Below are 24,227 nucleotides of genomic sequence, written 5' to 3'. Positions count from 1 at the left end.
ACCGGGGCCTCGTACGTCTACAACCAGCAGAGCGGAAGGCTGCAGCCGGTGGCCAATTACGTCTCCGCGCGGTTGATGCTCGACAACGAGGGTGTCAACGTCGCGTATTGGCCGGTCTTCTCCTTGATCGGCACGTTCAGGCGCACGGTTTCGTTGCCGCTGAAGACGAACGTCATCGGCACCGTGGAGCCGCGCGGGCGAACCCCGGTGACCGTGCAGAGTGGCTTCGCGCCGGTGCCGACGGGCTGGTTGCGCGACACGGTGACGGGCCCGGGCAACTGCGCCGTACCGCCGCCGTCGACGGTGATCCGCTCGAGCCGCACCGGCCGGGAGCCTTCGTTGATCAGCACCGCGTACAGGATCTGCTGCGGGGCGGGCGAGGCCGGGTCCGCGCTGCCCAGCAGGAAGACGTTACGCAGATGCAGGGTGCTCTTCGCGTCGACGTTGGCCCCCTCGTTCTGGGGGCGGTCCTGAGCGCTGGTGTCGAATCCCGCATGACCCTGGCAACCGGCGGCGGCCGCCAAGGCCACGACCAGCACGGCAGAAGCGATGGGACGCATCGCACGGCCCTCCCCTCTCATCACCCCTCGTTGCCGCTCCGCTACCCGTCAGCTCCCCCCCGAACCCAGCCGTCGCCGAAGCCCCGACGCCACCGGCCGAGCCGGACATACCATTTCCCGCGAAATCTGCCTCGTGACCGTCAACGGCACTTCAGGTAACGTCACGGGAAAGCGGGACCCTACCGAGGAGCGGTAGATGGTTGAGGAGCAGGCGCTCGACGCCACAGGCCAGGAAAAGAGACGACAGCTGGTCCGGGCGGTGATCGCCTCGGCCGTGGGCACCTCGATCGAATGGTATGACTTCTTCCTGTACGGCTTCGCGGCCAGCACCATCTTCGCGCAGCTGTTCTTCCCGAAGAGCGATCCGACCACGGGCCTGCTGCTCGCGCTCGGCACCTACTTCGGCGGCTTCGCCGCCCGCCCGATCGGCGCGGCGATCTTCGGCCACTACGGTGACCGCATCGGCCGCAAGGCCACCCTGATCATCACACTGCTCACCATGGGCGTGGCCACCGCGCTCGTGGGCCTGGTGCCGACGTACGAGCAGATCGGCATCTGGGGCGGCATCCTGCTGACGCTGCTGCGCCTGCTGCAGGGCATCAGCGTCGGCGGCGAATGGGGCGGCTCCGTCCTGCTCGCCACCGAGTGGGGCAAGTCGCGTGGCGGGCGGCGCGGGTTCCTCGGCAGCTGGCCGCAGTTCGGCGTCCCGGTCGGTCTCGTGCTCGGCTACCTGGCGCTGCAGATCTTCCAGCCGATCGACCCCTACTGGGGCTGGCGCATCCCGTTCCTGCTCAGCATCGTGATGGCCGGGGTCGGGCTGTACATCAGGCTCGGCATCCTGGAGACCCCGGTCTTCGCCAAGGTCCTCGCGGAGAACAAGGTCGAGCGGGTCCCCGTGCGCGAGGTCATCGTCAGGAACTGGCGGGAGATCCTGCTGAGCGCGCTCCTGCGCACCGGCCAGCAGGCGCCGTTCTACATCTTCACCGTCTTCATCCTGACGTACGCCACCAAGACCCTGGGGCTCGCGGCCGGCGACGTCTACACGTACGTGATCGTCGCGGGCGTCGTGTCGCTGTTCACCGTGCCGTTCTGGGGCTACATCTCGGACATCGTGGGCCGCCGGCGCCTCTACATCGTGGGCGCCGCCGTCATGGTCGTCTGGTCCTTCATCTACTGGCCCCTGCTGGACACCCGCGTCCCGTCGCTGATCTTCCTGGCCATCGTGCTGGCCGCGCCGATCCACGACATCCAGTACGGCCCGCAGGCCACGTTCATCGCCGAGAGCTTCACCGGCCGCCTGCGCTACAGCGGCGCCTCGCTGGGCTACCAGCTGGCGTCGGTCACAGCGGGCGGGCCGGCGCCGCTGATCGCCGTCTGGCTGTACGCGACGTACCAGAGTTCGCTGGCCATCGCGATCTACATGGCGATCTGCGCGTTGATCAGTGTGGCGGCGGCGATCGCGCTGAAGGACCGGTCGCAGTACGACTACGCGGTCGAGTACGACGAGCCGCAACCCTCGAAGGGCTGAGCCGGCCTGGGCGGAGACTGAGGCCCAGCTCACATTCGCGGCACGCACGTCACACTCCGGCAGCCAGGACTCCTCTCAAGGGTGCACGTCACTCAGCGAACGAGGGAGATGACATGAAGATCCTGGTTACCGGAGCGACCGGCGGCGCCGGAGACCATGCCGCGGCCTTCCAAGGCCTGACGAGGCACGGGGAGCTGACACCATGTCGACCGCCCACATCGTCACGGCCGCGGTGACGATCGCCTTCAACACGTTCTCCGGGTTCGCGGCCATGACCCGGCTCAAGCCCGTCATGCGGCCGGCCTGATCCTGTACTTCGTCTGCGCCCTCTACACCCACCTCCGGGTGAGCGACTACTCGCCGCAGTTCTACCTGGCGACGGTCTTCCTCACCCTGGCGGTGGCTACGTTGGCGCTGGATTCGGCCCTGAGCGTGGACACCACGCTCTAGGAGCCCGCCGGATCGCAGTGGTGGCCTGCCGGTCTCGGCAGGTCCAGTGCCGGGTTCCGGTCGAAGAAGCCGACGGGCTTCAAGGTGAAGCCGCAACTGTCGGCGGGCATGACCGGCCAGTCCTCCACGCGCGGCACGTGCGTGAGCCCGAACGTGTGCCACACCACGATGTCCGCGCCGTCGATGTCCCGGTCCCGCGCCACCCACGCCGGCAGCCCGCCATGCCCAGGGCTCTGGTTGACGTAGTCGCCGGCCGGGTAGCGCTCCGCGCTGTCGTACCTGGTCACCCAGAGGTGTTTGGTGGCGAACGCGGCGCGGCGCGCGATCGACGACGTCTCGGCAGCCAGCAGCGCCGGCCGGCCCTGCGGTGTCAACGCGTACGCCACGGGCCGGCCGAGCCGGTTGACCACGGCCGGGTTGCTGATGTGCCAGGATCGCCCCGTGCCCGGCGCGGCCAGCCGGGCCGCCTCGGCCTCGGTACGCAGCCGGGTCGCCGTCGTGGTGAACGCGTTGCCGTACGGGTTGCCCGGGCCGGCCTCGACGGGGGTGATCTCGACCTCGTCCACGGCGTTCGTCACCCCGTCGACCGTCAGGTCGAGGCGGGCGCAGAACAGGTGCTGGTGGTAGGGCGCGCCGAGCCCGGGCGCGACCTCGGTGGCGTACCGGCCGTCCTCGTAGGACGAGGTGAACAGCACACCGGTCGACTTGCACTCGAACGTGATGCTGCCGTCCAGATAGAGGTACCAGTAGAAGCCGTAGTCGTAGTTGCCGACGGTGGCGAAATAGGACAGGACGAGGCGGCGGGCGCGGCGGGTCTCGGCCGACCCCGTGAACAGGTCGCTGTGCTTCCACAACACGCCCTGGTCTTCCTCGTGCACGCAGACGGCGTTCGGGATCGTGAGCGGCTCGCCGTGGTCGTCGGCCATGACGGCGTCGAAGTAGGTGATCTCGCCGAGGCAGTCGCAGCCCAGGACCAGCGAGTTGGCCATCTTGCCCAGGCAGTACTCGCCGGCGTCGAAGTAGTTCTGCCAGAACCTGATCGGGCTCGGGTCCGCGTACGGGACCACCATCTCGGCGATCGAGGCCCGGTAGAGCACGGGGCGCTCGCGCTCGCCGTCGCGGAACGACAGCTGGTGCAGCACCAGGCCCTCGCGCACGTCGAAGCCGATCCGCAGCCGCCAGTTGGCCCACTCGATCACGTCGCCGTCGACGGTGTGGCTCGGTCCCTCGGGCTGGGTGATCTCGATGGGCCTGAGCGTGGCACGCGGCGGGCCGACCACGCTCTCGTCGTCGAAGTTGCCCTCTTCGGCCGGCACGGGCGCGAGCCGGTGATCGAGGAGCTCGATGACCCGCCGCTCGATCAGGTCGACGTACGCGACGAGGCCGTCCACCGGATGTGCCCACGGGTGGTCCTCGGGGCGGTGCTTGACGAACGTGAGCACCCGCAGCAGCCGCCGGCCCCGCTCGCCGGGCAGGTCGAAACTCCCGGCCGAGAGCGGGCAGGGGCAGGCCAGGTCCAGGTCGGTGATGCCGCGGCGGGCCATCGCCGCCCGCCATCCGGGATCGGCCTTGACGATCTCATCGGTGAGCGCGTACTCCTCGATCATGATGGGCGGCTGGCCCTCGGCGGCCGGGTCGACGTCCCGCTTGCTCACCAGCTTGTCCTGGCTGAGCGAGACCACGGTCTCCACACAGGCGCCGGTCACGGTGTCGAGCAGGACGCTGAGCACCTGACGGTCCGGCGGGGCCGTGCCGGTGAACGCGAGCACCTCGCTCTTGGGCGGCTCGCGCAACTGGACGAGCGGGAACCGGGTGTCCGGCCCCACCAGGCCCGCGTGGACCAGGATCGAGCGGTTGTGCCGGATCTCGCCGGCCGTGAGCCGGTCGAGGGGGTGGGCGGTCATGTCGTGGGCTCCTTCGCCGCCGTCCGGGGGGTTCAGCATGGTTCACCCTCTTCTTCGGCCCCGGGGCCGCCGCCGTTCCACCCGGGTTCGGGACACGCCTGCGGGGGTGGAGCCGGAGACGTATGTGCGAAGACTTTCTACGGAAATCTTTTTCCGGTATTCTTCATCGCAAGTTACCTTGAACAGACCCCAGCTCAAGGCGGACGACACCATGACGACGACTGACCAGCTGTTGTACGTCGATCACCTCGTGCGGGTCACCTGCACCCTGATGTCCGGCCCATCGCTGATCCAGATCGTCGGGGAGATCGACAGGACCAACAGCGCCGAATTGCTGCGTGCGCTGGAGCAGGCCCGGCGGATCGACGACCGGTTCGTCGTCGACGTCGGCCGGGTCGGCTTCATCGACATCACGGGAGTCCGGGTGCTGACGGCCTTTGCCGAGCAGGGCGACACCCGCGTACGCAACACTCCGCCCCAGATGGCCCGCCTGATGCAGCTCATGGGGCTGCGCCCTTTCGAGGAGAGCCGGTCCTCGTAGGCCTACTCGGCCGGGCGGCGGTGCTCGCCGACCAGACGCCCGTTGTGCCGGATCTGCGCCACGTCGTACGGGCACACCGGCCGGTTGACGAACGACTCGGCGATGCTGTCGGCATGCACCCGGTCGACGCCCCACCCGATCGTGTGCCAGCGGCCCAGCCCGTCCTCGCCGGTGGAGTCGAGCACGGTGATCTCGAATAGCTGGGCGGCCGGAGCCGGCGTGCAGGAGACGTGCCCGGTGGGCTCGCCGATCCGCCGGCTGTCGATACCCGGCTGTTCCATATGGGGCTCCTTTCGGCCCGGTACGATCGTCACCCGGAACAAGGTCATACCCGGCTTCGGGCACAGAAACATCCGGCAGCCGCCGGGAACACCAGTCCGCAAGGCGGATGCCAGAAGACGAGTTCGCTATAGGATCTTCAGGAAATGAGCCGCACGTCTCGGTGGAAGGACTGGGCGCCTACGCGAGGTCAGGAGCGTGAGAATCCGTGAGCAGATACCACGATCGTTCTTCCTCCTCCTGGACCTTCCTGACCCACCATGCCCGGGTTCTGCTGGAGATCGCCCGCGATCCCGAGGTCCGGCTACGTGACATCGCCGCCAGCATCGGCATCACCGAACGCGCCGTGCAGGGCATCGTGACCGACCTGCACGAGGCCGGCTACCTGACGCGCGAGCGGGTGGGGCGGCGTAACCACTACGTCCTCAACCTCGATCAGAGCTTCCGCTACCCGACCGAGGCCAACCTGCCCGTCCGCCTCCTCATCGACATGTTCACCCAGCACGACCTCTCACCGGACCAGTCGCTCGATTCCCGGTGAGGAAGGGTCGTCGTCCGCGTATGGAGCGGACGCCGGAGGACGCGCACACTGAGCTGAGGACGCAACAGTTCGGGGCCGCTCGTGCGTCCTGTGCTCCTGAGGGGCTGGCGGGGGTGGAGCAGTTGTGTCCGCCGGGTTCGCCCCGCCGGACTCGGCCGCCGTCGAGGACGAGTTCCACCTCCACGGCGGCCGGACGCTGGTGGCGTAGAGCGCGGGTGACACCCTCTGGGTGCTCGACCTCAAAGCGATCGCCTGGCGCCGCTCAGCCCCACACCTTCTGGGCGGTGTCCACGACCAGCTCCAGCTTGCGCCGCTCCTCGTCCACCGTCAGCAGGTTGCCCCTGGCCGTGGAGGCGAAGCCGCACTGCGGGCTGATCGCGAGGTTCTCCAGCGGCACGTACTTGGCCGCCTCGTCGATCCGGCGGCGCAGGTCGTCCTGCGACTCCAGCCGCGGGATCTTGGAGGAGATCAGCCCGAGGACGACGGTGGTGCCCTGCGGGACGAACCGGAGCGGCTCGAACCCGCCGGCCCGTTCGGTGTCGTACTCGAGCAGGAACCGGTCCACCGGGACCTCGCCGAACAGCCGTTCGGCGATCGGCTCGTAGCCGCCGGAGGACATCCACGCGCTGCGGTTGTTGCCCCTGCAGATGTGCATCCCGACCGTGACGTCGGGGTCCATGGCCTTGGTCGCGCGCACCAGTTCGGCGTCGATCGTGACCGTCGCGTCGAGGATGGCCTCCGGGGCCGGGGCATCGGGCCCCAACATACGCGCTCGGAAGTCCAGGTCGATCACCATGTTGTAGCTCAGGGAGTCCAGTTGGATCCAGTTCACCCCGTGGCCCAGCAGGTTCTCGATCTCCTTGATCCGCAGGGCGACGAGGTCGCGCATCATGTCGTCGGGCGTGGGGTAGACGGTCCGGCTGAGGTCCGGCCGCCACAGGAGGGTCCCCATGGAGGAGCTCATCATCGTGATCTTGAACTGGCCGGGTGCGTGCCGGGCCATGAAGTCGGCCTCGACCGCGGTGAGCTGCGCCTTCTGGGTGACCTTGTCGTTCGCGGCCACCATCTGGAAAGCGGTCTCCTCGGGCGGCGGCATGCCGTCGTCCCTGAACCACATCGAGTTGGGCGCCGCCACGGGCACCACCCCGCCCAGCGACTCCAGCAGGCCGGCCATCCAGGTGGCCCGCCGCACCTCCCCGTCGGTGAAGACCTCGATCCCGGCCTCGCGCTGCAGCCGGATCGCGGCCAGCGCCGCGTCGTCCTCCAGCTTCGCCACGTGCTCGCCGTTCAGCTCGCCTCTTTCGCGCGCCTCCCTGGCCTGCAGCAGCTCGGGCGGACGCAGCAGGCTCCCGACGTGCTCGGCGTGGTGGATCGCGGGCATGCTTCCTCCTCCATGTCAGGGACGCGGGAGACCGATGGCGCCCGCGCCGGCCGTGAGGTGAGAGTCCACCCGCCACTCTCCGCCAGCGGGGCAGGGTCGTCCACCTCTCCTTGCGCCGTGATCTTTTCGTGACCTAATATGGAGATAAATCAGGATCTGTTGGGAACCACTGATCTCGAAGTCCAGCAGAGGGCTTCACTTCACGCGTCAAACGTGGTGTGCCTCTGCCTGGGCTTTTTCCATGCGCGGGGGCGCCTGAGGCTTACTCTTGGAGTATCGGATGGCAGTCCTGGAAATCACCTTCGAAGAGATGACCGCCGAGCAGCTGCTGGCGGAGATGAACCAACCGGGCACCTCTGACCTGCAGAAGATCCGTATCCGCGAGCGTCTGGTGGACATGTACGCGGGTCTGGTCAACGATGTCACGCGCCGCTACTACCACCGCGGCGAGCCCATGGAGGACCTGCGCCAGGCCGCGTACGTCGGCCTGATGAAGGCCATCAACGGCTTCGACCCCGAGCTTGGGCACGAGTTCCGCGGCTACGCGATGATCACGATGGTGGGCGAGGTCAAGCGGCACTTCCGGGACCGTACCTGGGCGATCAGAGTGCCGCGTGTTTACCAGGAGCGCCGTCTGGAGCTGAACAAGGCCACCGCCGAGCTCACGCAGACGCTGGGCCACGCGCCGACCGTCGCGGAGCTGGCCGTCAAGATGGGCATCTCGGAGGAGGACGTGCTGCTCACGCTCGACGCGTCGGCGGCGTACAACACGCTGTCGCTGGACGCGCCGGTCGGCGGTGAGGAGGACGCGGCGGACCTGGGCGACTTCCTGCCCGCGCAGGACGACACGCTCGACGACATGCTGGGCGCGCAGGCGATCAAGCCGCTCATCGACGCGCTGCCGGACCGGGAACGGAACATCCTCCTCATGCGCTTCTACGGCAACATGACCCAGTCCGAGATCGCCGCCGAGTTCGGGATCTCGCAGATGCACGTGTCCCGCATCCTGCGTGCGGTGCTCGCCAAGCTGCGCGCGCAACTGCAGGACTGAGCGGGCTCGGTACCCTCCATGCATGAACGCTGATGTCATCGTCGTCGGAGCCGGCCTGGCCGGGCTGGTGGCGACCTCCGAACTCGTCGCCAAGGGCAAGAAGGTCCTCCTGCTCGACCAGGAGAACGCGGCCAACCTCGGCGGCCAGGCCCACTGGTCCTTCGGCGGGCTGTTCCTGGTGAACTCGCCGGAGCAGCGACGGCTCGGCGTTCGCGACTCCTTCGAGCTGGCCTGGAGCGACTGGCAGGGCAGCGCCGGGTTCGACCGCCTCGAGGACGAGGACTGCTGGGCGGTCCAGTGGGCGCGGGCGTACGTGGAGTTCGCCTCCGGCGAGAAGCGTGCCTGGCTCGACCGACTCGGCGTCAAGCTGCTGCCCACCGTCGGCTGGGCCGAACGCGGCGGCCTGCGCGCCGACGGGCACGGCAACTCGGTGCCGCGATTCCACGTCGCGTGGGGCACCGGGCCCGGCGTGCTGGAGCCGTTCGTCCGAAAGGTCCGGCAGGCCGCCGCCGAGGGGCTGGTCACCTTCCACCACCGCCACCGGGTCGACGAGCTGATCGTGTCGGGCGGCGCCGTCCAGGGCGTCCGCGGCACGCTGCTGGCCGAGGACGACTCGCCGCGCGGCGTCACGTCCAGCCGCGAGCGGATCGGCGAGTTCGAGCTCGCCGCCCCCGCCGTGATCGTCACGAGCGGCGGGATCGGCGGAGACCACGATCTGGTACGCCGCTACTGGCCCGAGCGGCTCGGCCCCGCGCCGGAGAGCATGCTCACGGGCGTGCCCGCCCACGTGGACGGGCGCATGCTGGAGATCAGCGCCCAGGCGGGGGCGCGGCTGGTCAACCGGGACCGCATGTGGCACTACACCGAGGGCGTGCGCAACTGGGACCCGGTCTGGCCGGGACACGGCATCCGCATCCTGCCAGGCCCTTCCTCCCTGTGGCTCGACGCACTGGGCCGGCGGCTGCCGGACCCGTGCCTGCCCGGCTACGACACGATGAGCACGCTACGGCACCTGCGCGGCACCGGGCACGACCACTCGTGGTTCGTGCTCACCCAGAAGATCATCGAGAAGGAGTTCGCGCTGTCGGGCTCGGAGCAGAACCCCGACATCACGCGCAAGGACCGGCGGGCCTTCCTCAAGGAGCGGCTGGTAGGCAAGGGCGCGCCCGCCCCGGTGGAGGCGTTCAAACGGCACGGCGCGGACTTCGTCATCGCCTCCACCGTGGAGGACCTGGTGGCCCGGATGAACGAGCTGACCAAGGAGCCGCTGCTCGACCTCGGCCTCGTCCGCCGCCAGATCGTGGCACGCGACCTGCAACTGGCCAACCCTTACAGCAAGGACGCCCAGGTCCAGGGCATCCGCAACGCCCGCCGCTACGTCGGCGACCGGCTGGGGCGCGTCGCCACGCCGCACCGGCTCCTCGACCCGGCCGCCGGTCCGCTGATCGGCGTCAAGCTGCACGTGCTCACCCGCAAGACGCTCGGCGGCATCCAGACCGACCTGGAGTCGCGGGCGCTGGGCCGGGACGGACGACCGGTCGAGGGGTTGTTCGCGGCAGGGGAGGTGGCCGGGTTCGGTGGCGGCGGGGTGCACGGGTACAACGCGCTGGAGGGCACGTTCCTCGGAGGCTGCCTGTTCTCCGGCCGCCAGGCGGGCCGCGCCGCGGGCGGCTGACGGGGGGGACGCCGACCTCGGGCGGGCGCCGGGTCCGGGCCTGCCCGCGCCGCACCAGCGGGCGGCGGTGGAGCGGCTGGCGCCCCTCACCGGCCGCCCTCCCGTGCCCCCGAGCAAGCCGCACGGCTGCCGCTTCGAGCCGGACGAGTTCGGCGCGGCGGGGTTGCGGGCCGAACCGTCCGACACGGTACGACCGCCGCGGGTCGCCGAGTGCTCCATCCAGCTGGAGGCACGGGCCGAACGGGTACGGCCGGGCGTCGCGGGCGGGTCGGCCCGGAGCTCGGCCACTCCTACCGCAGCCAGACGCCCCGGGAGTAGACGGGTCAGAGCGCGTTGGTGCTCTGCGCGGCCTGGTAGACCGTCATTGCCTCGTTCCCGAAGAAGGGGCCGAACATGAAGTTCGGCGCGAAGTTGTACTTGAAGCTGTTGACCGAGTTCAGCCAGCCCTGCCCGGTCGACTCGTCGAACCCCTGGAACCAGGGCCCGCCGCTGGACCCGCCGGTCATGTTGCACCGCAGCCCCAGGTCGCTGGTCATGACGGTGTCGTCGATCGCGCGCCCGCTGCAGTAGATCAGCCGCGACCCGTCGAACGGCGCCGCCGCCGGATAGCCGAAGGAGTACATCTGCTGCCGCCTGGGCTGGTTGAACGCCACTCCCTGCCCGCCCACGACGTCCGTCAGCGTGCGCCCCTGCAGCGGCGCCACCACGGCCGCGGCGACGTCGAAGTTGATGTCCTCTCGAGCGTTCCACTGCTGGGTGGTGAGCAGCCTCGTGGCTGTCCAGGTGCCGAACGGCCGCCGGCCGTTGTCGAACCCGGGGACGAACACCCAGTTGCGGTGCGCGGCGCCGTTCAGCTTCACGCAGTGCCCCGCCGTGATCACGACGCTCTCGTTCGCGCTGGTCACGGCCGTGCCGGAGCAGGAGGAGTTGCGGCCTTCCGCCGTGGTGAAGAACACCCGCCCGACAGTGCGCGCGACCGCGCCGCCGTCGGTCCACCGCAGTCCGGGACTGTTGGGCACCAGGGTCCGCTGAGCGGAGACGCCCCGGACCGACCACGCGGCGCCCTGGGTGCCGTAGGTCCATGGGGTGCGCCGGGTTGTGGTGGTGGACGCGGCGCCGCGGGTCGCCCAGGGGTTGCCCTGGGTCGGGTCGTCCCACTGGCTGGTGCGTCGTGGCGCGGGCGCGCCCAAAGGCTGGGCCGCCAGCATGCGCTGCGGTGTCCAGTACTGCAGGACGGTCCTGCGCTCCGACCAGGAGTCGGCGCCGGACCATTCGACGGGCCGCCTGGGATCGAGGCCGGTCGAGGCGCTGGCCTGGGCCGCGCCCCCGGGGATCAGTGCGCCTGCCACGGTGAGCGCGACGGCGGAGAGCAGGGCGACTCTGCGGTGCATTACGTACCTCCCGAAACCGGATAGTTGCGCTCAGAGGTACGTACGGAGCTGTCGATCTGCCTCAAAGTATGCGCATCTGGGTATGGCAGCGTCCGTCGCGAGCCGGCTCCGTGCCGAACAAAGTTCTGTATGATGAGGCGATGGCGGACATCTTCGACGATCTCGCTGCGGAATACCGCCAGCTGGACGCGGCATTGGAGTCCTTGACCCCGGAGCAGTGGGCTCACCCCTCCGCGGCGGCGGGCTGGACCGTCTCCGACGTCGTCCTGCACCTCGCGCAGACCGAAGAAGCGGTCACCGGCCAGTCCATCACGGCAGGGACGGCCTTCCTCCCCTCCACGGGGACCACCGTGGACGGACTGGCCGACGAGATGGTCGCCGCCGAGCGCGGGATGCCGCCGGCCGACCTGCTGGCCCGCTGGCGCAAGGCCGCCTTCGCCACTCCTGACGCGCTCCGCGCCCATCCGCCGGGCACGCGTCTGTCCTGGGTCAGGACGCCGCTGTCGCCCCGCACCCTGGCCACGACCAGGATCGCCGAGCACTGGGCCCACGCCCTCGACATCACGCTCCCGCTGGGCGTCGCCTACCCGGACACGGCGCGGCTGCGGCATGTGGCCTGGCTGGCCCACCGTACGCTGCAGTACGCCTTCGCCGTCGAAGGCCTCCCCGACGCCCCGGTCTGCTGCGAGCTCACCGCACCGGACGGAGCCCGCTGGACCTTCGGCGACCCGGACGCCCCGAACCGCATCACCGGCCTGGCCTCGGAGTTCTGCCGGGTCGGCGCCCGCCGGCTCGCGCCCGAGCAGACCGGCCTCACCGCCGAAGGCCCGCGCGCCGCCGACGCCCTGCGGGTCGTCCGCAACTACGCGGCCTGAGCCCTTCCTGCCGGCGGTGGGGTGAGGTCATCAAGGAAGTGATCCCCGCGACCGCCGCCGCGCCTCCCATATCGTCGCCCACGGCCACCTCACCGGCCCCTGAGGGATTCGGCCGGTGGTCCGGCGCGCGGCCCTTGGCCCCGCGCGCCGGCTCGTGGCCGGGGCGAGGGGTGAGGGAAAAACGGGGGAGGTCAGGGAGGGTCAGGCGCAGAGGCGGCTGACAGCAGGGTGAGGGCGGCGTGGCGGGCCTGGCCGGCCGTGTCGGCCGTGCGGTGGTGGGCGGCGACGATGGTCGCGCCCTCGACCAGCATGAGCAGCTGGCGGCCTAGGGCGCCCGGGTCGGCGGCTCCGGCGCGGGCGGCGATGCCGGTGAGAAGGTCCAGGTAGCGGTCCAGATGCCGGGCGGTGATGGCGCGCACGGCATCGTCGTGGTGCTGGGCGGACGCGTTCACCATCGCGCAGCCGCGGAAGGCCGGCCTCTCGTACCACCGCTGGAGGGCGTCGAAGACCGCGGCCAGCTGGTCGTGGGGGGCGTCTCCGGCCGCCGCGACGGCCTCGGTCAGCCAGCCGGTCAGCCGCTCGCTGCGCGCCTCCAGGATGGCCTGCACGAGGCCGTCCTTGGTGCCGAAGTGCCGGTAGAGCGTCTCCTTGGACACCCCGATGCGGGCACACAGCTCGGCGACGCCGATGCCGTCGAGTCCGCGTTCGTACAGCACCGGGGTGGCCGCTTCGAGGACGGCGGCGCGGGTGCGGGCCGGGTCGATCGTCGAGCCTTTGGCGACGGGCATGCGATAGATGGTACCGATCGGTTCGATTGGCTGCTAGCGTCAGGGATCGTACCGATCGGTTCGATCTAAGAGGCCTTCGATGACGGACCCGCTTGCCACCGACCCTCCGCGTGACCCCGCCTTTCCCGCCGTCACCCCCGCGCTGACCTTCGAGAGCGGCGGCGAGACCTTGCTGGGCGTCCTGCACGTGCCGGCCGGCCGGGGGCCGCACCCGGTGGTCGTGCTCCTGCACGGATTCCCCGGCAACGAGCGCAACTTCGATCTCGCGCAGGCCCTGCGCCGTGCGGGCCATGCGTCCTTGGTGTTCCACTATCGCGGCTCGTGGGGCGTCGGTGGTTCGTGGTCGTGGGGACACGTCCTCGAGGACGCGGCAGCGGTCGTAACCGGCCTGCGCGACCAGGACCTCGCGGCCGCTCACCGGCTTGATCCGCGGCGGGTGGTGCTGATCGGGCACAGTCTCGGCGGCTTCGCCGCGCTGATGACCGCGGCGGCGCACCCGTCCATCGCCGCGGTCGCGTCGGTGGCCGGGTTCGACTTCGGCGCGGTGGCGGCGCGCTGCCGCGCCGACCCGAGCCTCCGGGAGAGCTATGTCGAGGCGTTCGCCGGTGAGCTCGGCCCGCTTCGAGGCACCAGCGGGGAGGCGCTCGTCGCCGAGATGGAGACGGCCGGCGAATCGTGGCGGCTGGACAGGCTCGCGCCGCCGCTGGCGGACCGCCCGGTGCTCCTCATCGGCACCGGCCTCGACCCCGTCACCCCGTGCGACGTGCATCACGAACCGCTCGTCGCGGCATACCAGGCACAACCCATCAAGCATTTCGAACACCATGTCTTCGAAACCGACCATGCTCTGTCGGACCACCGCGTGACGCTGGCCCGCACGATCTTGAGCTTCCTGGCGCGGTGCCCGTGAAGCCGGCGCACTGGCAGGCGCTGCGGCTGGCGCTCGGCACGGCTGCGGCGCTCGGGCTCGCGCGCTTCGCGTACGGACTGCTCGTCCCCGCCATGCGTGACGGCCTGCACTGGAGCCTCGCGGAAGCCGGGGTGATGAGCGCCGCGAACGGGCTCGGCTACCTCCTCGGCGCGCTGGTGACCCCCGTCGTCCGGCGCCGGCTGGGCACCGCCGGCACCTTCCGCTGGGGAATGGTCCTCACCACCCTGGCGCTCGCCACCACCGCGGCCGGCGGTGACCAACTGGCGCTGCTGACCGCTCGGGCCGTCGCCGGGGCGGCAGGGGCATTGGTGTTCATCGCCGGCGGGGTGATCGCGGCGCGCATCGCCACCGAGATCTCCTCCGGCGTGCCCATCACCGTCTACTTCGCCGGCGCGGGGCTGGGCATCGTGTTCAGCGGCGCGACCATCCCGGCGCTGGGTGATCGCTGGCAGCTCGCCTGGGCCGGTCTCAGCGTGGCCGCCGGGCTGGCGACGCTGGTCAGCTGGTCTGCCGCGGACTCTCCTGCGGACTTGCGAGAGGACTCTGCCGCGGACTTGCGAGCGGACTTGGGCGAGGACTTCGGCGAGGGCAAGGGGGCGCCGGCCGCCACCGCCGGGCGAGCGCGAATGCGCCCGGTCTGGCGGATCGCCCTGGCCTATCTGCTGTTCGCCGCCGGCTACATCACCTACATCACGTACCTGTCCGCCTACCTCGCGGACCGGCACATGCCGGTCGCGCAGGTGACGCTCACGTGGACGGTCCTGGGGGTGGCCGTCGTGGTGGCGCCCTCCCTGTGGAGCCGTCCCATCACCCACTGGGCGGGTGGCCGAGCCCTCGCCGCGCTGCTCGCCGTTCTCGCCGGTGGAGCGGCGCTCGCCCTGGTGTCATCGGCGCTGCCGGTCATCCTCGCCTCCGCGGCGGTCTACGGGGCGACGTTCATGGCCGTTCCCGCCGCCGTGACCGCGCTCATCAAGAACGGCACCCCGCCGGCCGGCTGGACGGCCACGCTGGCGGCCTTCACCACCTTGTTCGCGGCCGGCCAGACCGCCGGGCCGTGGATCGCCGGCATGCTCGCCGATCACACCTCGACCGACGCCGCACCGGCCTGGACCGCGATCCTGTGCGCGGTGGCGGCCGCGATCGCCGCCACCGCAGGCCGTACGCACCCCGCACCCACGACCGCGAGAGAAGGAGAACGGCAGTGACCACCTTTGTTCTGGTTCCCGGCATGTGTCATGGCGGCTGGTGCTTCGAGCAGCTCACCGAACAGGTGCGCCGCCACGGGCACCACGCGTACCCGCTGACCTTGACCGGGCTCAGCGAGCGCAGCCATCTGCGGCACGGCGGAGTGAACCTGGAGACCCACATCCAGGACGTGACCGGCGTGCTGGCGGCCGCGGACATCCAGGACGCGGTGCTGGTCGGCCACAGCTACGGGGGGATGGTGATCACCGGCGTCGCCGACCGCCTGCCGGACCGGGTGGACTCGCTGGTCTACCTGGACGCCGTCGTGCCGGGGCACGGCGACTCCATGTGGAGCCTGGTCTCCGACCGGGAGCGGCAGTGGTACCTGGACGTGGTGGAGACAGGTGACGCCGTGCGTCCCCTGCCCTTCTTCGACCCCCGAGCCACGCCCCACCCGCTCGCCTCGCTCCTCCAGCCGCTCCGGATCACCGGGGCCGGGGCGCGCCTCCGGCGCACCGTCTACGTGTACGCGGCGGGGTGGGCGGACCAATCGCCGTTCACCCCCACCTACCAGCGGCTGCGCGCGGAGCCCTCATGGACCACGTTCGCGCTCGACAGCGGGCACAACCTCATGCGGGACGCCCCGCAGGACCTCCTGAAAATCCTGCTCGAGATCGGCGGCTGACCGATCAGACGATGTTCAGCTCGGGCCTGGCCCCCGCCAGGGCGAACCGGCCGGCGTCGAAGCCGGTGACGTCCACGAACGGCGCCCGGCCCAGGTAGAGGTCCCGGACCACCTCCCCGACGGCCGGGCTCATCAGGAAGCCGTGGCCGGAGAAGCCGGTGGCGTAAAGGAACCGGTCGACGCCCGGAGCGGTGCCGATGAGCGCGTTGTGGTCCGGCGTCACCTCGTACAGGCCGGCCCACCCGCCGGCGATGCCGGTCTCCATCAGCGCCGGGGCGCGGCGGGCCATGGCCTCGCCCAGCCGCGGCAGCCAGGCGTCGGAGCGGTCCAGCTTGAACCCCGGGGTCTCGTCGGGGTCGGACATGCCGAGCAGCAGTCCCGGGCCCTCGCGGTGGAAGTAGAACGTGGTGCCGAAGTCGATGGTGAACGCGGTCGCCGGCAGATCGGGAATCGGCTCGGTGACGAGAATCTGCCTGCGCAGCGGGGTCACCGGCAGGTCCACGCCCACCCATGCGCCGATCGCCCGTGACCAGGCGCCGGCCGCGCAGATCACGGTGTCGGTCTCGATGCGGCCGCCCTCGGTCAGGACCGCGACGACACGCCCGTCCACGGTCTCGATGCCGGTGGCGGCGCAGTTGGGCAGCAGCCGCGCGCCCAGCCGCCGGGCCGCGCCCGCGTAGCCGAGCACCACGGACTCGGGGGTGCAGTGACCGTCGGTGGGGGAGTAAGCGGCGGCGAGCAGCCCTCCGGTGTCGATCAGCGGTGACAACTCCGCGGCCTCCCGCACCGAGATCATCCGGCTGGGCACGCCCAGGTCGTTCTGGACTGCCACATTCTTCTCGAACTCCGCGACCGACTCCGGCGAGTCGAGCAGGAACAGGTAGCCGGGCTTGTGCAGGTCGATCTCCTGCCCGAAGCGGTCGGCGAAGGTCTCGAACGTCTCCAAGCTGCGTACGGCGAGCTCGATGTTGACCCGGTCGGAGAACTGCGCGCGCACGCCCCCGGCCGCCTTCGAGGTGGAGCCCGAGCCCAGCGGCCCCTTGTCGATCAGGACCAGGTCGTGTACCCCGGCCGCGGCCAGCGCGTACGCCGAGCTGACGCCCATGGCGCCGCCGCCGATGATGACCGCCGAGGCATGTGGGGGCAGCACACGTCCGGTCTCGTGCATGGATCGGTTCCTTTCGCCGGTTACCTGATCCAGCATCGCGGATCGGACAGACCGGGAGGAAGCGGTAGACGCTGCCGGTTTGCGCGGGAGCACCCCGCAGGGGGCGGATAGCGCGGACTCCCGGAAAGTGGCGGTGAGACCTGCCAATTGATAATTCCTCACCGATTCTTTCCGTACCCCGGAAAATCAGCTTCGGTGTGGCGATGCGGCGTGAAACGCGGCAACTGTAAACATCGTGCAGGTCTCGTCGGCTCGCTGGTCGCGAGCCGCATTCCGCCCTGTGGCCGTGAGGTCGCATTTTCGGAAGGAACAGCACATGTTTACGCCAACTCCCGACCGGCCGAAGCCTCGTCACTCGCTGAGGAGAGTGACAAAACTGGCCATGAGCGGCTCGCTCGCAGTCGCTCTGGTCGCCGCTCTGACGACCAGCGCGGCCGCCAACGACGACGACGATGACAAGCTTCATTTCGAGCACCGTTTCGAGCATGCTCTTCGCGATCACGGTGAATGCCAGCCGCGGGTGTTCTTCAAGCACCACCGGCTGTCGCCGAGGAACTTCTTCGTTCCCCGCACCCGCTTCATCGACGGCCCCGGTGGCTCCATGACGGTGTCGGTCACGCGGGAACACGAAGTCCTCGCGTTCCTCGAGACCGAGAACGAGAAGACCAAGTCCGTCTCGGAGCCGCACCCCTTCACTACCGGTGAAATCGTCCGCGAGCTACGGAGGCTGGGCATTCCTCACCTCGAGGAGCGGCACATGGTCTTCACCGGGCACGAGTACACCCAGGAGATCAGCAAGGGCATGTACGGCAACATGTGGTACCGGGTGCTCGGCTACCGTATCGGCTGGTCGGCATGGCGAGTGCTGAACAACTGCCGCCACGTCGCGATCGGCCGGGGCATCGCCAACGTGCCCGCGAGGGTCGAAGGCTGGCGGTACTGGGAGACCAAGCACCCGACGTTCAAGGGGCGCGTGATATCGAAGAAGTGACCAGAGGGAGTCACCGGCGGCGACGCCGGCGGCGTGACCCCTGACCGGTGGAATCGCTGTTCGGATCCGGGAACGGATCTGCCAGGCGAGGCACGGCGAGGCAAATCCGGGCGGCCGTCATCGCACGGTTGAGAATCATGGATTTGCTCCTCTGGAGACGGTGGAGCTGCCGAGGGAGTCCCGATGCGAACTCGGACATACCCCCCAAACAGCCACACTACCCGGTGGAGGATGGCCTCGTCCGAGGCTTGGCCTACGATGGCCGGCGCAATGCCCATTCGACACCTGGGCAACGGTTCATGACGACGTCGAGGCCGGCGTCGCGAGCGCGCTCGGCCGCGGCCACGTCGACGACGTCAAGCGGCAGCCAGACCGCCCCGGCGCCCGCGGCGATCGCCTCGTCCACCGCCTTTCCCGCGTACTCGGAACGCCGGTAAACCGCGACGACGTCCACTTTCGCCGGTACGTCGGACAGTGACGCGTACCCCGGCTCGCCCAGCACGGTCTCGGCGGCGGGGTGGACGGGGATGATCCGCCTGCCTCGCGACTGGAGCAGGCGCGCCTGGTCGTACGCCGTACGCCCCGGGTGGTTGCCGAGACCCACGAAAGCCCACGTCTGCGCCTGGCCGAGCAGGCGCTGGATGACCTTCTCATCCGCGTAGCGATTGTCCATGCCAGGGCAACAAGCCCGGCCCCGCGTAACTTCCTGCCCAACGTCAATCGCGGTCGTCCATGACGCCGTACGCGGACGCCCGGAACAGGAATGAGGCCCATGAGCGGTAGGGCCGCCACGTGTCGGCCAGCCTCCGGTAGGCGGACGGCGGCGCGTCCTCCGGCAGCCCGTACGCCTCGCGCAGGATCGCGAACAGGCGCGGCTCGTCGCCGGGGAACGCGTCCGGCGCCCCCGCACCGCGAATGAGGATCAGCCCCGCGGAGAACGGCCCCACGCCGGGCAGGCCACGCAGCTCGGCCAGCGCCTCCTCGGGGCCGAGCGAACGCAGGTGCTCGGCGGTGAGCAGCCCGTCCAGCGCCGCGCGGGCGAGGCCGCGCACCCACTCCTCCTTCTGCGCGGGCAGTCCCAGGCCGCCCGCCTCCAGCAACGTCACGGGCGGCGGGAAGGCCGCGTAGGTGTGCCCGTCCACGGTCACCCGCGCGCCGTACCGTTCGGCGATGCGCTGCTTGATCCGGGAGGCGATGAGCATCGACGACCGCTGGACGATCACCGCCCAGCACGCCGCCTCCCACGGGCTCCAGAAGCACACCGGCCGCAGGCCGGGACGGCGTCGCAGCAGGTCGCCGAGGACCGGGTCCGCCTCGCCCAGCTTGGCGAAGCCGGCGCCGTCCACGTCGAGGGAGAGGATCCGCGCCACCTCGCCCCGGATCCCGGGCCCCGTGGCCCGCGTCGTGGCCACGGACACCCCGCCCGGCACGCCGGTGACGGTGACGCCGATCGGCAGCCAGTCGGACTCCGCGCAGAACGCGAAGCGCAGCGCCTGCCCGTCCGAGGGCAGCACGCTGGTCGCCGGCCAGTCCTCGACGAATCGCAGCGAGGCGCCGAAGTCGAACGGGCCCTCGGCGGTGAGCGTGAAGCCGTGCGTGGTCATGCGCGTATGGTAGGCGTCGCGAGCAGTACGGCACGAGATGGCCGCGCGGCGCCCCGGTTCACGCCCCGCCCTACCATGTGACCGTGAGCCCAAGCCCTCGATCCGTGCCCAGCATCCGGGACGTCGCCGCCGCCGCGGGGGTCTCCTATCAGACCGTCTCCCGCGTGCTCAACGACTCCCCGCGCGTGCGGCCGGAGACGCGCACCGCCGTCCTGGCGGCCATCGAGCGGCTCGGCTTCCGGCCCAGCCGGGCGGCGCGCGCGCTGAGCCTCGGCCGCGCCCGCGGCATCACCGTGGTCACGTCCAACACCGTGCTGTACGGCTACGCCACCACGCTGCAGGGCATGGAGGAGGCCGCCCGTGCCGAGGGCCTGGCCATGGGCATCCGGGTCGTGGAGTCGGCCGCGCCCGCCGAGGTGAAGCAGGCGGTGGACTACGTCAGCGACGCCAGCGCGGGCGGCGTGGTGGTGATCGCGTGGGATCCGATGGGCATCGCGGTGCTGGAGGCGCTGCCGGACGACGTACCGGCCGTCGCCGTGGTCGAGCCGGCCGCGCCCGACCGGGGTCGGGTCGCGATCGCCCTGGACGAGCGGCGGGCCGCCGCCGACGCCACGAGGCACCTCTTGGAGCTGGGCCATCGCACCGTCCACCACGTGGCGATCCCGTCCGAGGGCGGCCCGGGCGGCCGGCTCGCCGGCTGGCGGGACGCGCTGGCGCAGGGCGGGGCGGAGGTCCCCGAGGTGCTGGGTTGCGGGTGGGACATCAAGTCCGCCTACGCGGCGGGGCGGCGGCTGGCCGCCGAGCCAGAGGTCACCGCGATCCTGTGCGGCAACGACGACATCGCCCAGGGGGTTCGGCGCGCGTTGTACGACGCGGGCAAGGACGTTCCCGGTGACGTGAGCATCGTCGGGTTCGACGACATCCCGGGCTCGGCGTACGCGACTCCTGCGCTGACCACGGTGCGGATGGACTTCGCCGGCCTGGGCCGGGCCTGTTTCCACGCGGCCGTGGCCGAGCTGACCGGCCAGGCGCAGCCCGAACCTGTCCTCGTGCCGCCGTCCCTCGTGGTGCGAGAGTCGACCGCGCCGCCGCCCCGTCCCTGATCGCGCCGCCCCCGGCGCGCGCCGCCCCCTTCCGGAAACCCGCGCGTAACGATCCCGCAAAGAACCTTTTCTTCTGGTCGTGTGACCGCTCACACTAGCGCCAACGGTGAATGTGACCGGTCACAAATGGCTGTGCCGCGGTACCTGAGGAGAGATCTTGAAGCCTGCTGACGTTGCGCAAACCCTGCGCTGGGGCCATGCCGGCCTCGACGCCGTCGTGGAGATCCACCCGGATCGCCCGGTGGCGCTGCGCGCGTTGTCGGCCGGTCCGGCCGGCGCGCCGGCGCGGGTGACGCAGCCGCTGGTGGAGGTGCTGATCCCCGGCCAGGGCCGGGGACGCGCCTCGCAGCGGCTGTCGGAGACGGCGGTGGGCTGCCGGCTGCGGTACGCGGGCTCCGACCAGTCGAGCGACGGAGATTGGCGAGAGCTGCGCGTCCGCTTGCGGGACGAGACCTCGGGGCTGGACGCGGAGCTGACGATGCGCTCGATCGAGGGTGTGTCCGCGATCCAGACCCACGTCAAGGTGACCAACCACGGCGACAAACCCGTGCTGCTGCTGGCGGTCACCTCCTTCGCGGCGGGTTTCCTCGGCCGCCCGGTGAGCGAGCTCGACGTGATGCGGGCGAGCAGCGAATGGCTGGGGGAGAGCCGCTGGTCCCGGCGGCCGTTGCGTGAGCACGTACCCGACCTCGGCCTGGCGGGCCACGGTCAGCACGGGAAGGGCGTGTTCGCCCTGACCAGCACCGGCACCTGGTCCAGCGGGGAGCACGTGCCGATGGGCGGGCTGACCGACCGGCGCACCGGCCAGACCTGGTTGTGGCAGATCGAGCACAACGGCCCCTGGCGGTGGGAGACCGGCGACCGGATGGACGGCGTGTACGTCGCCCTGTCCGGCCCGACCGACCTGGACCACCAGTGGAGCGAGCTGCTCGCGCCCGGCGAGTCCTTCACCACCGTGCCCGTCTCGATCGCCGTCTCGGACGACGGCGTGGAGGGCGCGGCGGCGGCGATGACCGCGCACCGGCGCGCGCTGCTGCGCCCGCACCCCGACCGGGCCACGCTGCCGGTGGTGTTCAACGACTACATGAACACGCTGATGGGCGACCCCACCACGGAGAAGCTGCTGCCGCTGATCGACGCGGCCGCCGCGGCCGGGGCGGAGGTCTTCTGCGTCGACGCCGGCTGGTACGACGACGGAGGCGACTGGTGGGACAGCGTCGGCGAGTGGCAGCCCTCCCAGACCCGTTTCCCCAACGGGCTGGAGGAGGTGCTGGCCCACATCGCGAGCCGCGGCCTGACTCCCGGCCTGTGGCTGGAGCCGGAGGTGATCGGCGTCCGCAGCCCGATGGCCGACAAGCTGCCCGCCGAGGCGTTCCTCCAGCGCGGCGGCGAGCGCGTCGCCGAGCACGGCCGCTACCACCTGGACCTGCGCCACCCCGCCGCCGCCGGGCATCTCGACCAGGTGGTGGACCGGCTGGTGGAAGAGCTGGGTGTCGGCTACTTCAAGCTCGACTACAACATCAATCCCGGCTCGGGCACCGACCGGGACGCCACCAGCGTCGGCGCCGGGCTGCTCGCCCACAACCGGGCCCACCTGGCCTGGCTGGAGGGCGTCCTGGACCGGCACCCCCACCTGGTGCTGGAGAACTGCGGCTCCGGCGCGATGCGCATGGACTACGCGCTGCTGACCCGCATGCAGCTGCAGTCCACCAGCGACCAGCAGGACTTCCTGCGCTACCCGCCGATCGCGGTGGCCGCGCCGCTGTCGCTGCTGCCCGAGCAGGCCGCCAACTGGGCGTACCCCCAGCCCGAGATGGCGGACGAGGAGATCGCCTTCACCATGGTCACGGGCATTCTTGGCCGTCTCTACCTGTCCGGCAACCTGCATAGGATGATCCCGCAGCAGTTCGCCCTGGTCAGGGAGGGTGTCCGGCTCCACCAGAGCCTTCGCCCGGACCTGCTTCGTGCCACGCCGTGCTGGCCGCTCGGCCTGCCCGGCTGGGACGACCCGTGGCTCGCCCTCGGCCTGCGTGCCGGGGACACCACCCACCTGGGGATCTGGCGCCGGCCCGGCGCCATGGACACCACCGTGCTCTCCCTGCCCCACCTGGCGGGGCGGGACCTGGGCGTGGAGGTCGCCTACCCCGAGGCGGCGAACGGCTGGACGCACACGTGGAACCCGCGGACCGCCGAGCTCACCGTCACCACCACGCTTCCAGCAACCACCGCCCGCATCCTCCGGCTCCGCCCTCTCTGACCCGCAAAGGAGCTCACCGTGAGACTCGCAGCGTTCACCGCGGTCGCGGCCGCGGCCGCCCTGGCACTCACCGCCTGCAGCGACCCCGCCGCCGGGCCCGCCGCACCGGCCGCCGGCAGCACCCCCGCCGCCTGGCCCTCGCCCACCGCCCGCCTGGACGGGGTCACGCTCACCATCTGGGCAGCTCAGAACAGCAACACCGTGCCCAAGGCCGTGACCGACGCCTTCACCCAGGCCACCGGGGCCAAGGTCGAGGTCGTCACCATCCCGGACCCGTACGAGCAGGGCGTGCAGACCAAGGTGGCCACCGGCGACAAGCCCGACCTGGCCTTCTGGCAGCCCACGGCCTCCATGCTGACCGCGCTCAACGCCCGCTCCAACCTCCAGCCGCTCGACGGCGCTCCGTGGGTGTCCACCATGGCGCCTGAGCTGCGTGACATCACAGGCCTGCTGGACAAGACCCGCTACGCCGCGTTGATCACGAGCCCGGCCGTCGAGGGCGTCTACTACAACAAGGAGGTCTTCGCGGCCAACGGCATCACCGAGACGCCGAAGAGCTTCGACGAGCTGGTCGAGGTCGGGCGCAAGCTCAAGGGCAAGGGCGTCACGCCGTTCTTCGAGATGGCCGGTGACAAGTGGGCCACCCAGTGGTGGGTGCAGGTGCAGCTCGCCGACGCCGCCAAGGACGGTCTCTGGGATCGGGTCAACACCGGCAAGGAGACGTTCGAGGACAAGACGATCCTGGACGCGATCAAGAAGTACAAGTCGCTGATCGACGAGGGGTTGTTCAACTCCGACATCAAGACCGCGAAGTTCGAGGACCAGGGCGAGGCGCTGCTGTCCGGCAAGGCCGCCATGGCCATGCAGGTGAACTCGTTCTTCGGCCAACTCCAGGCCAAGGCCGACACGGCGGAGCTGGACAAGAAGATCGGCTTCTTCCCGATCTCGCCGTCCGGCAACGTCGGCACGTTCATCCCCGACCAGTCGAACGCGCTGGTCGCCTTCCGCACCGGCGACGCCAAGCGGGAGGCCGCCGCGCGGCAGCTGCTCGCGTACTGGATGGGCCCCGGCTACCAGGGCTTCGTGGCCGACCGGAAGACCGTGTCGCTGCGCAGCGACGTGCCTGCCCCCGACGGCGTGCCGCAGGCGCTGCTGGACGTGCACGAGTCGGTCGGCGCCTCGGTCGGGTCCATGCAGGCCCTCGCCGTGGCCAACCCGGACCTGTACCTCAACCTGGCCGACATGATCACCGGTAGCCTGACGCCCGAGCAGGTGGCCGCCGCGACGCAGAAGCAGTTCGCCCAGCTCGCCAAGGCCGCCGGAGCCTCCGGCTTCTGAC

General features: G+C 70.6%; 22 protein-coding genes. 13 read left to right on the top strand and 9 right to left on the bottom strand.

What is annotated here, in order from left to right; genetic code table 11:
• Positions 1-56 precede the first annotated feature (56 nt).
• A complete protein-coding gene (locus ETD86_RS54760; protein ID WP_170222834.1) occupies positions 57-560 on the bottom strand; it encodes a hypothetical protein in 504 nt (167 codons plus the stop codon).
• Between the two features lie 196 nt (positions 561-756).
• Between ETD86_RS54760 and ETD86_RS02305 the strand changes: the two genes are divergently transcribed.
• Positions 757-2,088, top strand: coding sequence for an MFS transporter (locus ETD86_RS02305; protein ID WP_138664381.1), 1,332 nt, complete (start codon positions 757-759; stop codon positions 2,086-2,088).
• A 446-nt stretch (positions 2,089-2,534) separates the two neighbouring features.
• On the opposite strand, the gene ETD86_RS02295 is transcribed toward ETD86_RS02305, so the two are convergent.
• Positions 2,535-4,442: a primary-amine oxidase gene (locus ETD86_RS02295; RefSeq protein WP_138664380.1), complete on the bottom strand. Its 1,908-nt coding sequence runs from the start codon at positions 4,440-4,442 to the stop codon at positions 2,535-2,537.
• A 211-nt stretch (positions 4,443-4,653) separates the two neighbouring features.
• Here ETD86_RS02295 and ETD86_RS54755 point away from each other — a divergent pair, with 211 nt between their 5' ends.
• On the top strand, positions 4,654-4,983 hold the full coding sequence (locus ETD86_RS54755; protein ID WP_170222833.1) for an STAS domain-containing protein: 330 nt from the start codon (positions 4,654-4,656) through the stop codon (positions 4,981-4,983).
• A 2-nt stretch (positions 4,984-4,985) separates the two neighbouring features.
• On the opposite strand, the gene ETD86_RS02285 is transcribed toward ETD86_RS54755, so the two are convergent.
• Positions 4,986-5,264, bottom strand: coding sequence for a hypothetical protein (locus ETD86_RS02285; RefSeq protein WP_138664378.1), 279 nt, complete (start codon positions 5,262-5,264; stop codon positions 4,986-4,988).
• A gap of 206 nt (positions 5,265-5,470) precedes the next feature.
• On the opposite strand from ETD86_RS02285, the gene ETD86_RS02280 reads away from it, so the two are divergent.
• Complete coding sequence (locus ETD86_RS02280) at positions 5,471-5,803, top strand: helix-turn-helix transcriptional regulator (RefSeq protein WP_138664377.1); 333 nt, start codon at positions 5,471-5,473, stop codon at positions 5,801-5,803.
• Between the two features lie 262 nt (positions 5,804-6,065).
• On the opposite strand, the gene ETD86_RS02275 is transcribed toward ETD86_RS02280, so the two are convergent.
• Positions 6,066-7,184 (bottom strand): uroporphyrinogen decarboxylase/cobalamine-independent methonine synthase family protein, encoded by a 1,119-nt coding sequence (locus ETD86_RS02275; protein ID WP_138664376.1) that lies wholly within the window; start codon positions 7,182-7,184, stop codon positions 6,066-6,068.
• A gap of 280 nt (positions 7,185-7,464) precedes the next feature.
• On the opposite strand from ETD86_RS02275, the gene ETD86_RS02270 reads away from it, so the two are divergent.
• Both ETD86_RS02270 and ETD86_RS02265 read left to right on the top strand, forming a co-directional pair.
• A complete protein-coding gene (locus tag ETD86_RS02270) occupies positions 7,465-8,235 on the top strand; it encodes a SigB/SigF/SigG family RNA polymerase sigma factor (RefSeq protein WP_138664375.1) in 771 nt (256 codons plus the stop codon).
• A gap of 22 nt (positions 8,236-8,257) precedes the next feature.
• The gene (locus ETD86_RS02265; RefSeq protein WP_138664374.1) at positions 8,258-9,910 is read left to right on the top strand and encodes an FAD-binding dehydrogenase; all 1,653 of its coding nucleotides are present in this window, start codon (positions 8,258-8,260) and stop codon (positions 9,908-9,910) included.
• Between the two features lie 323 nt (positions 9,911-10,233).
• On the opposite strand, the gene ETD86_RS02255 is transcribed toward ETD86_RS02265, so the two are convergent.
• Positions 10,234-11,301, bottom strand: coding sequence for a trypsin-like serine peptidase (locus tag ETD86_RS02255; protein ID WP_138664373.1), 1,068 nt, complete (start codon positions 11,299-11,301; stop codon positions 10,234-10,236).
• 140 nt (positions 11,302-11,441) lie between these two features.
• Between ETD86_RS02255 and ETD86_RS02250 the strand changes: the two genes are divergently transcribed.
• Positions 11,442-12,176, top strand: a complete 735-nt coding sequence (locus ETD86_RS02250; protein ID WP_138664372.1) for a maleylpyruvate isomerase family mycothiol-dependent enzyme — start codon at positions 11,442-11,444, stop codon at positions 12,174-12,176.
• 191 nt (positions 12,177-12,367) lie between these two features.
• On the opposite strand, the gene ETD86_RS02245 is transcribed toward ETD86_RS02250, so the two are convergent.
• Entirely contained in the window at positions 12,368-12,964 is a 597-nt protein-coding gene (locus ETD86_RS02245; protein ID WP_138664371.1) for a TetR/AcrR family transcriptional regulator, read from the bottom strand.
• A gap of 79 nt (positions 12,965-13,043) precedes the next feature.
• Here ETD86_RS02245 and ETD86_RS02240 point away from each other — a divergent pair, with 79 nt between their 5' ends.
• Genes ETD86_RS02240 through ETD86_RS02230 form a run of 3 tightly spaced genes read left to right on the top strand, consistent with a single transcriptional unit; the run spans position 13,044 to position 15,765 of the window.
• The gene (locus tag ETD86_RS02240) at positions 13,044-13,874 is read left to right on the top strand and encodes an alpha/beta hydrolase family protein (RefSeq protein ID WP_138664370.1); all 831 of its coding nucleotides are present in this window, start codon (positions 13,044-13,046) and stop codon (positions 13,872-13,874) included.
• Positions 13,865-15,100: a YbfB/YjiJ family MFS transporter gene (locus tag ETD86_RS02235; RefSeq protein WP_246147532.1), complete on the top strand. Its 1,236-nt coding sequence runs from the start codon at positions 13,865-13,867 to the stop codon at positions 15,098-15,100. The genes ETD86_RS02240 and ETD86_RS02235 overlap by 10 nt, the downstream gene beginning before the upstream one ends.
• Positions 15,097-15,765: an alpha/beta fold hydrolase gene (locus ETD86_RS02230; protein WP_138664369.1), complete on the top strand. Its 669-nt coding sequence runs from the start codon at positions 15,097-15,099 to the stop codon at positions 15,763-15,765. Before ETD86_RS02235 ends, ETD86_RS02230 begins: the two co-directional genes overlap by 4 nt.
• Before the next feature lie 4 nt (positions 15,766-15,769).
• Here the strand turns inward: ETD86_RS02230 and ETD86_RS02225 are convergent, their stop codons facing one another.
• A complete protein-coding gene (locus tag ETD86_RS02225) occupies positions 15,770-16,933 on the bottom strand; it encodes an NAD(P)/FAD-dependent oxidoreductase (RefSeq protein ID WP_211369773.1) in 1,164 nt (387 codons plus the stop codon).
• Between the two features lie 382 nt (positions 16,934-17,315).
• Between ETD86_RS02225 and ETD86_RS02220 the strand changes: the two genes are divergently transcribed.
• Positions 17,316-17,924, top strand: a complete 609-nt coding sequence (locus ETD86_RS02220) for a hypothetical protein (protein WP_138664368.1) — start codon at positions 17,316-17,318, stop codon at positions 17,922-17,924.
• 253 nt (positions 17,925-18,177) lie between these two features.
• Here ETD86_RS02220 and ETD86_RS02215 read toward each other — a convergent pair whose 3' ends face one another.
• Together ETD86_RS02215 and ETD86_RS02210 are read right to left on the bottom strand one after the other, a co-directional pair.
• Positions 18,178-18,597, bottom strand: a complete 420-nt coding sequence (locus ETD86_RS02215; protein WP_138664367.1) for a CoA-binding protein — start codon at positions 18,595-18,597, stop codon at positions 18,178-18,180.
• A 43-nt stretch (positions 18,598-18,640) separates the two neighbouring features.
• Positions 18,641-19,528, bottom strand: a complete 888-nt coding sequence (locus ETD86_RS02210) for a DNA-3-methyladenine glycosylase family protein (RefSeq protein WP_138664366.1) — start codon at positions 19,526-19,528, stop codon at positions 18,641-18,643.
• An 83-nt stretch (positions 19,529-19,611) separates the two neighbouring features.
• On the opposite strand from ETD86_RS02210, the gene ETD86_RS02205 reads away from it, so the two are divergent.
• The 3 genes from ETD86_RS02205 to ETD86_RS02195 all read left to right on the top strand — a co-directional run bounded on the left by ETD86_RS02205 (position 19,612) and on the right by ETD86_RS02195 (position 24,226).
• Positions 19,612-20,631, top strand: a complete 1,020-nt coding sequence (locus tag ETD86_RS02205; RefSeq protein WP_170222832.1) for a LacI family DNA-binding transcriptional regulator — start codon at positions 19,612-19,614, stop codon at positions 20,629-20,631.
• A gap of 157 nt (positions 20,632-20,788) precedes the next feature.
• The gene (locus ETD86_RS02200) at positions 20,789-22,888 is read left to right on the top strand and encodes an alpha-galactosidase (protein WP_170222831.1); all 2,100 of its coding nucleotides are present in this window, start codon (positions 20,789-20,791) and stop codon (positions 22,886-22,888) included.
• Positions 22,889-22,906: 18 nt separating this feature from the next.
• On the top strand, positions 22,907-24,226 hold the full coding sequence (locus ETD86_RS02195) for an extracellular solute-binding protein (protein WP_138664364.1): 1,320 nt from the start codon (positions 22,907-22,909) through the stop codon (positions 24,224-24,226).
• Position 24,227: the final 1 nt, after the last annotated feature.

This window comes from Nonomuraea turkmeniaca (assembly GCF_005889735.1).
In the GTDB taxonomy this organism is placed as follows: Bacteria; Actinomycetota; Actinomycetes; order Streptosporangiales; family Streptosporangiaceae; genus Nonomuraea; species Nonomuraea turkmeniaca.
The sequence above is the reverse complement of the archived record's forward strand: the minus strand, read 5'-3'. Positions and strand labels throughout refer to the sequence as shown.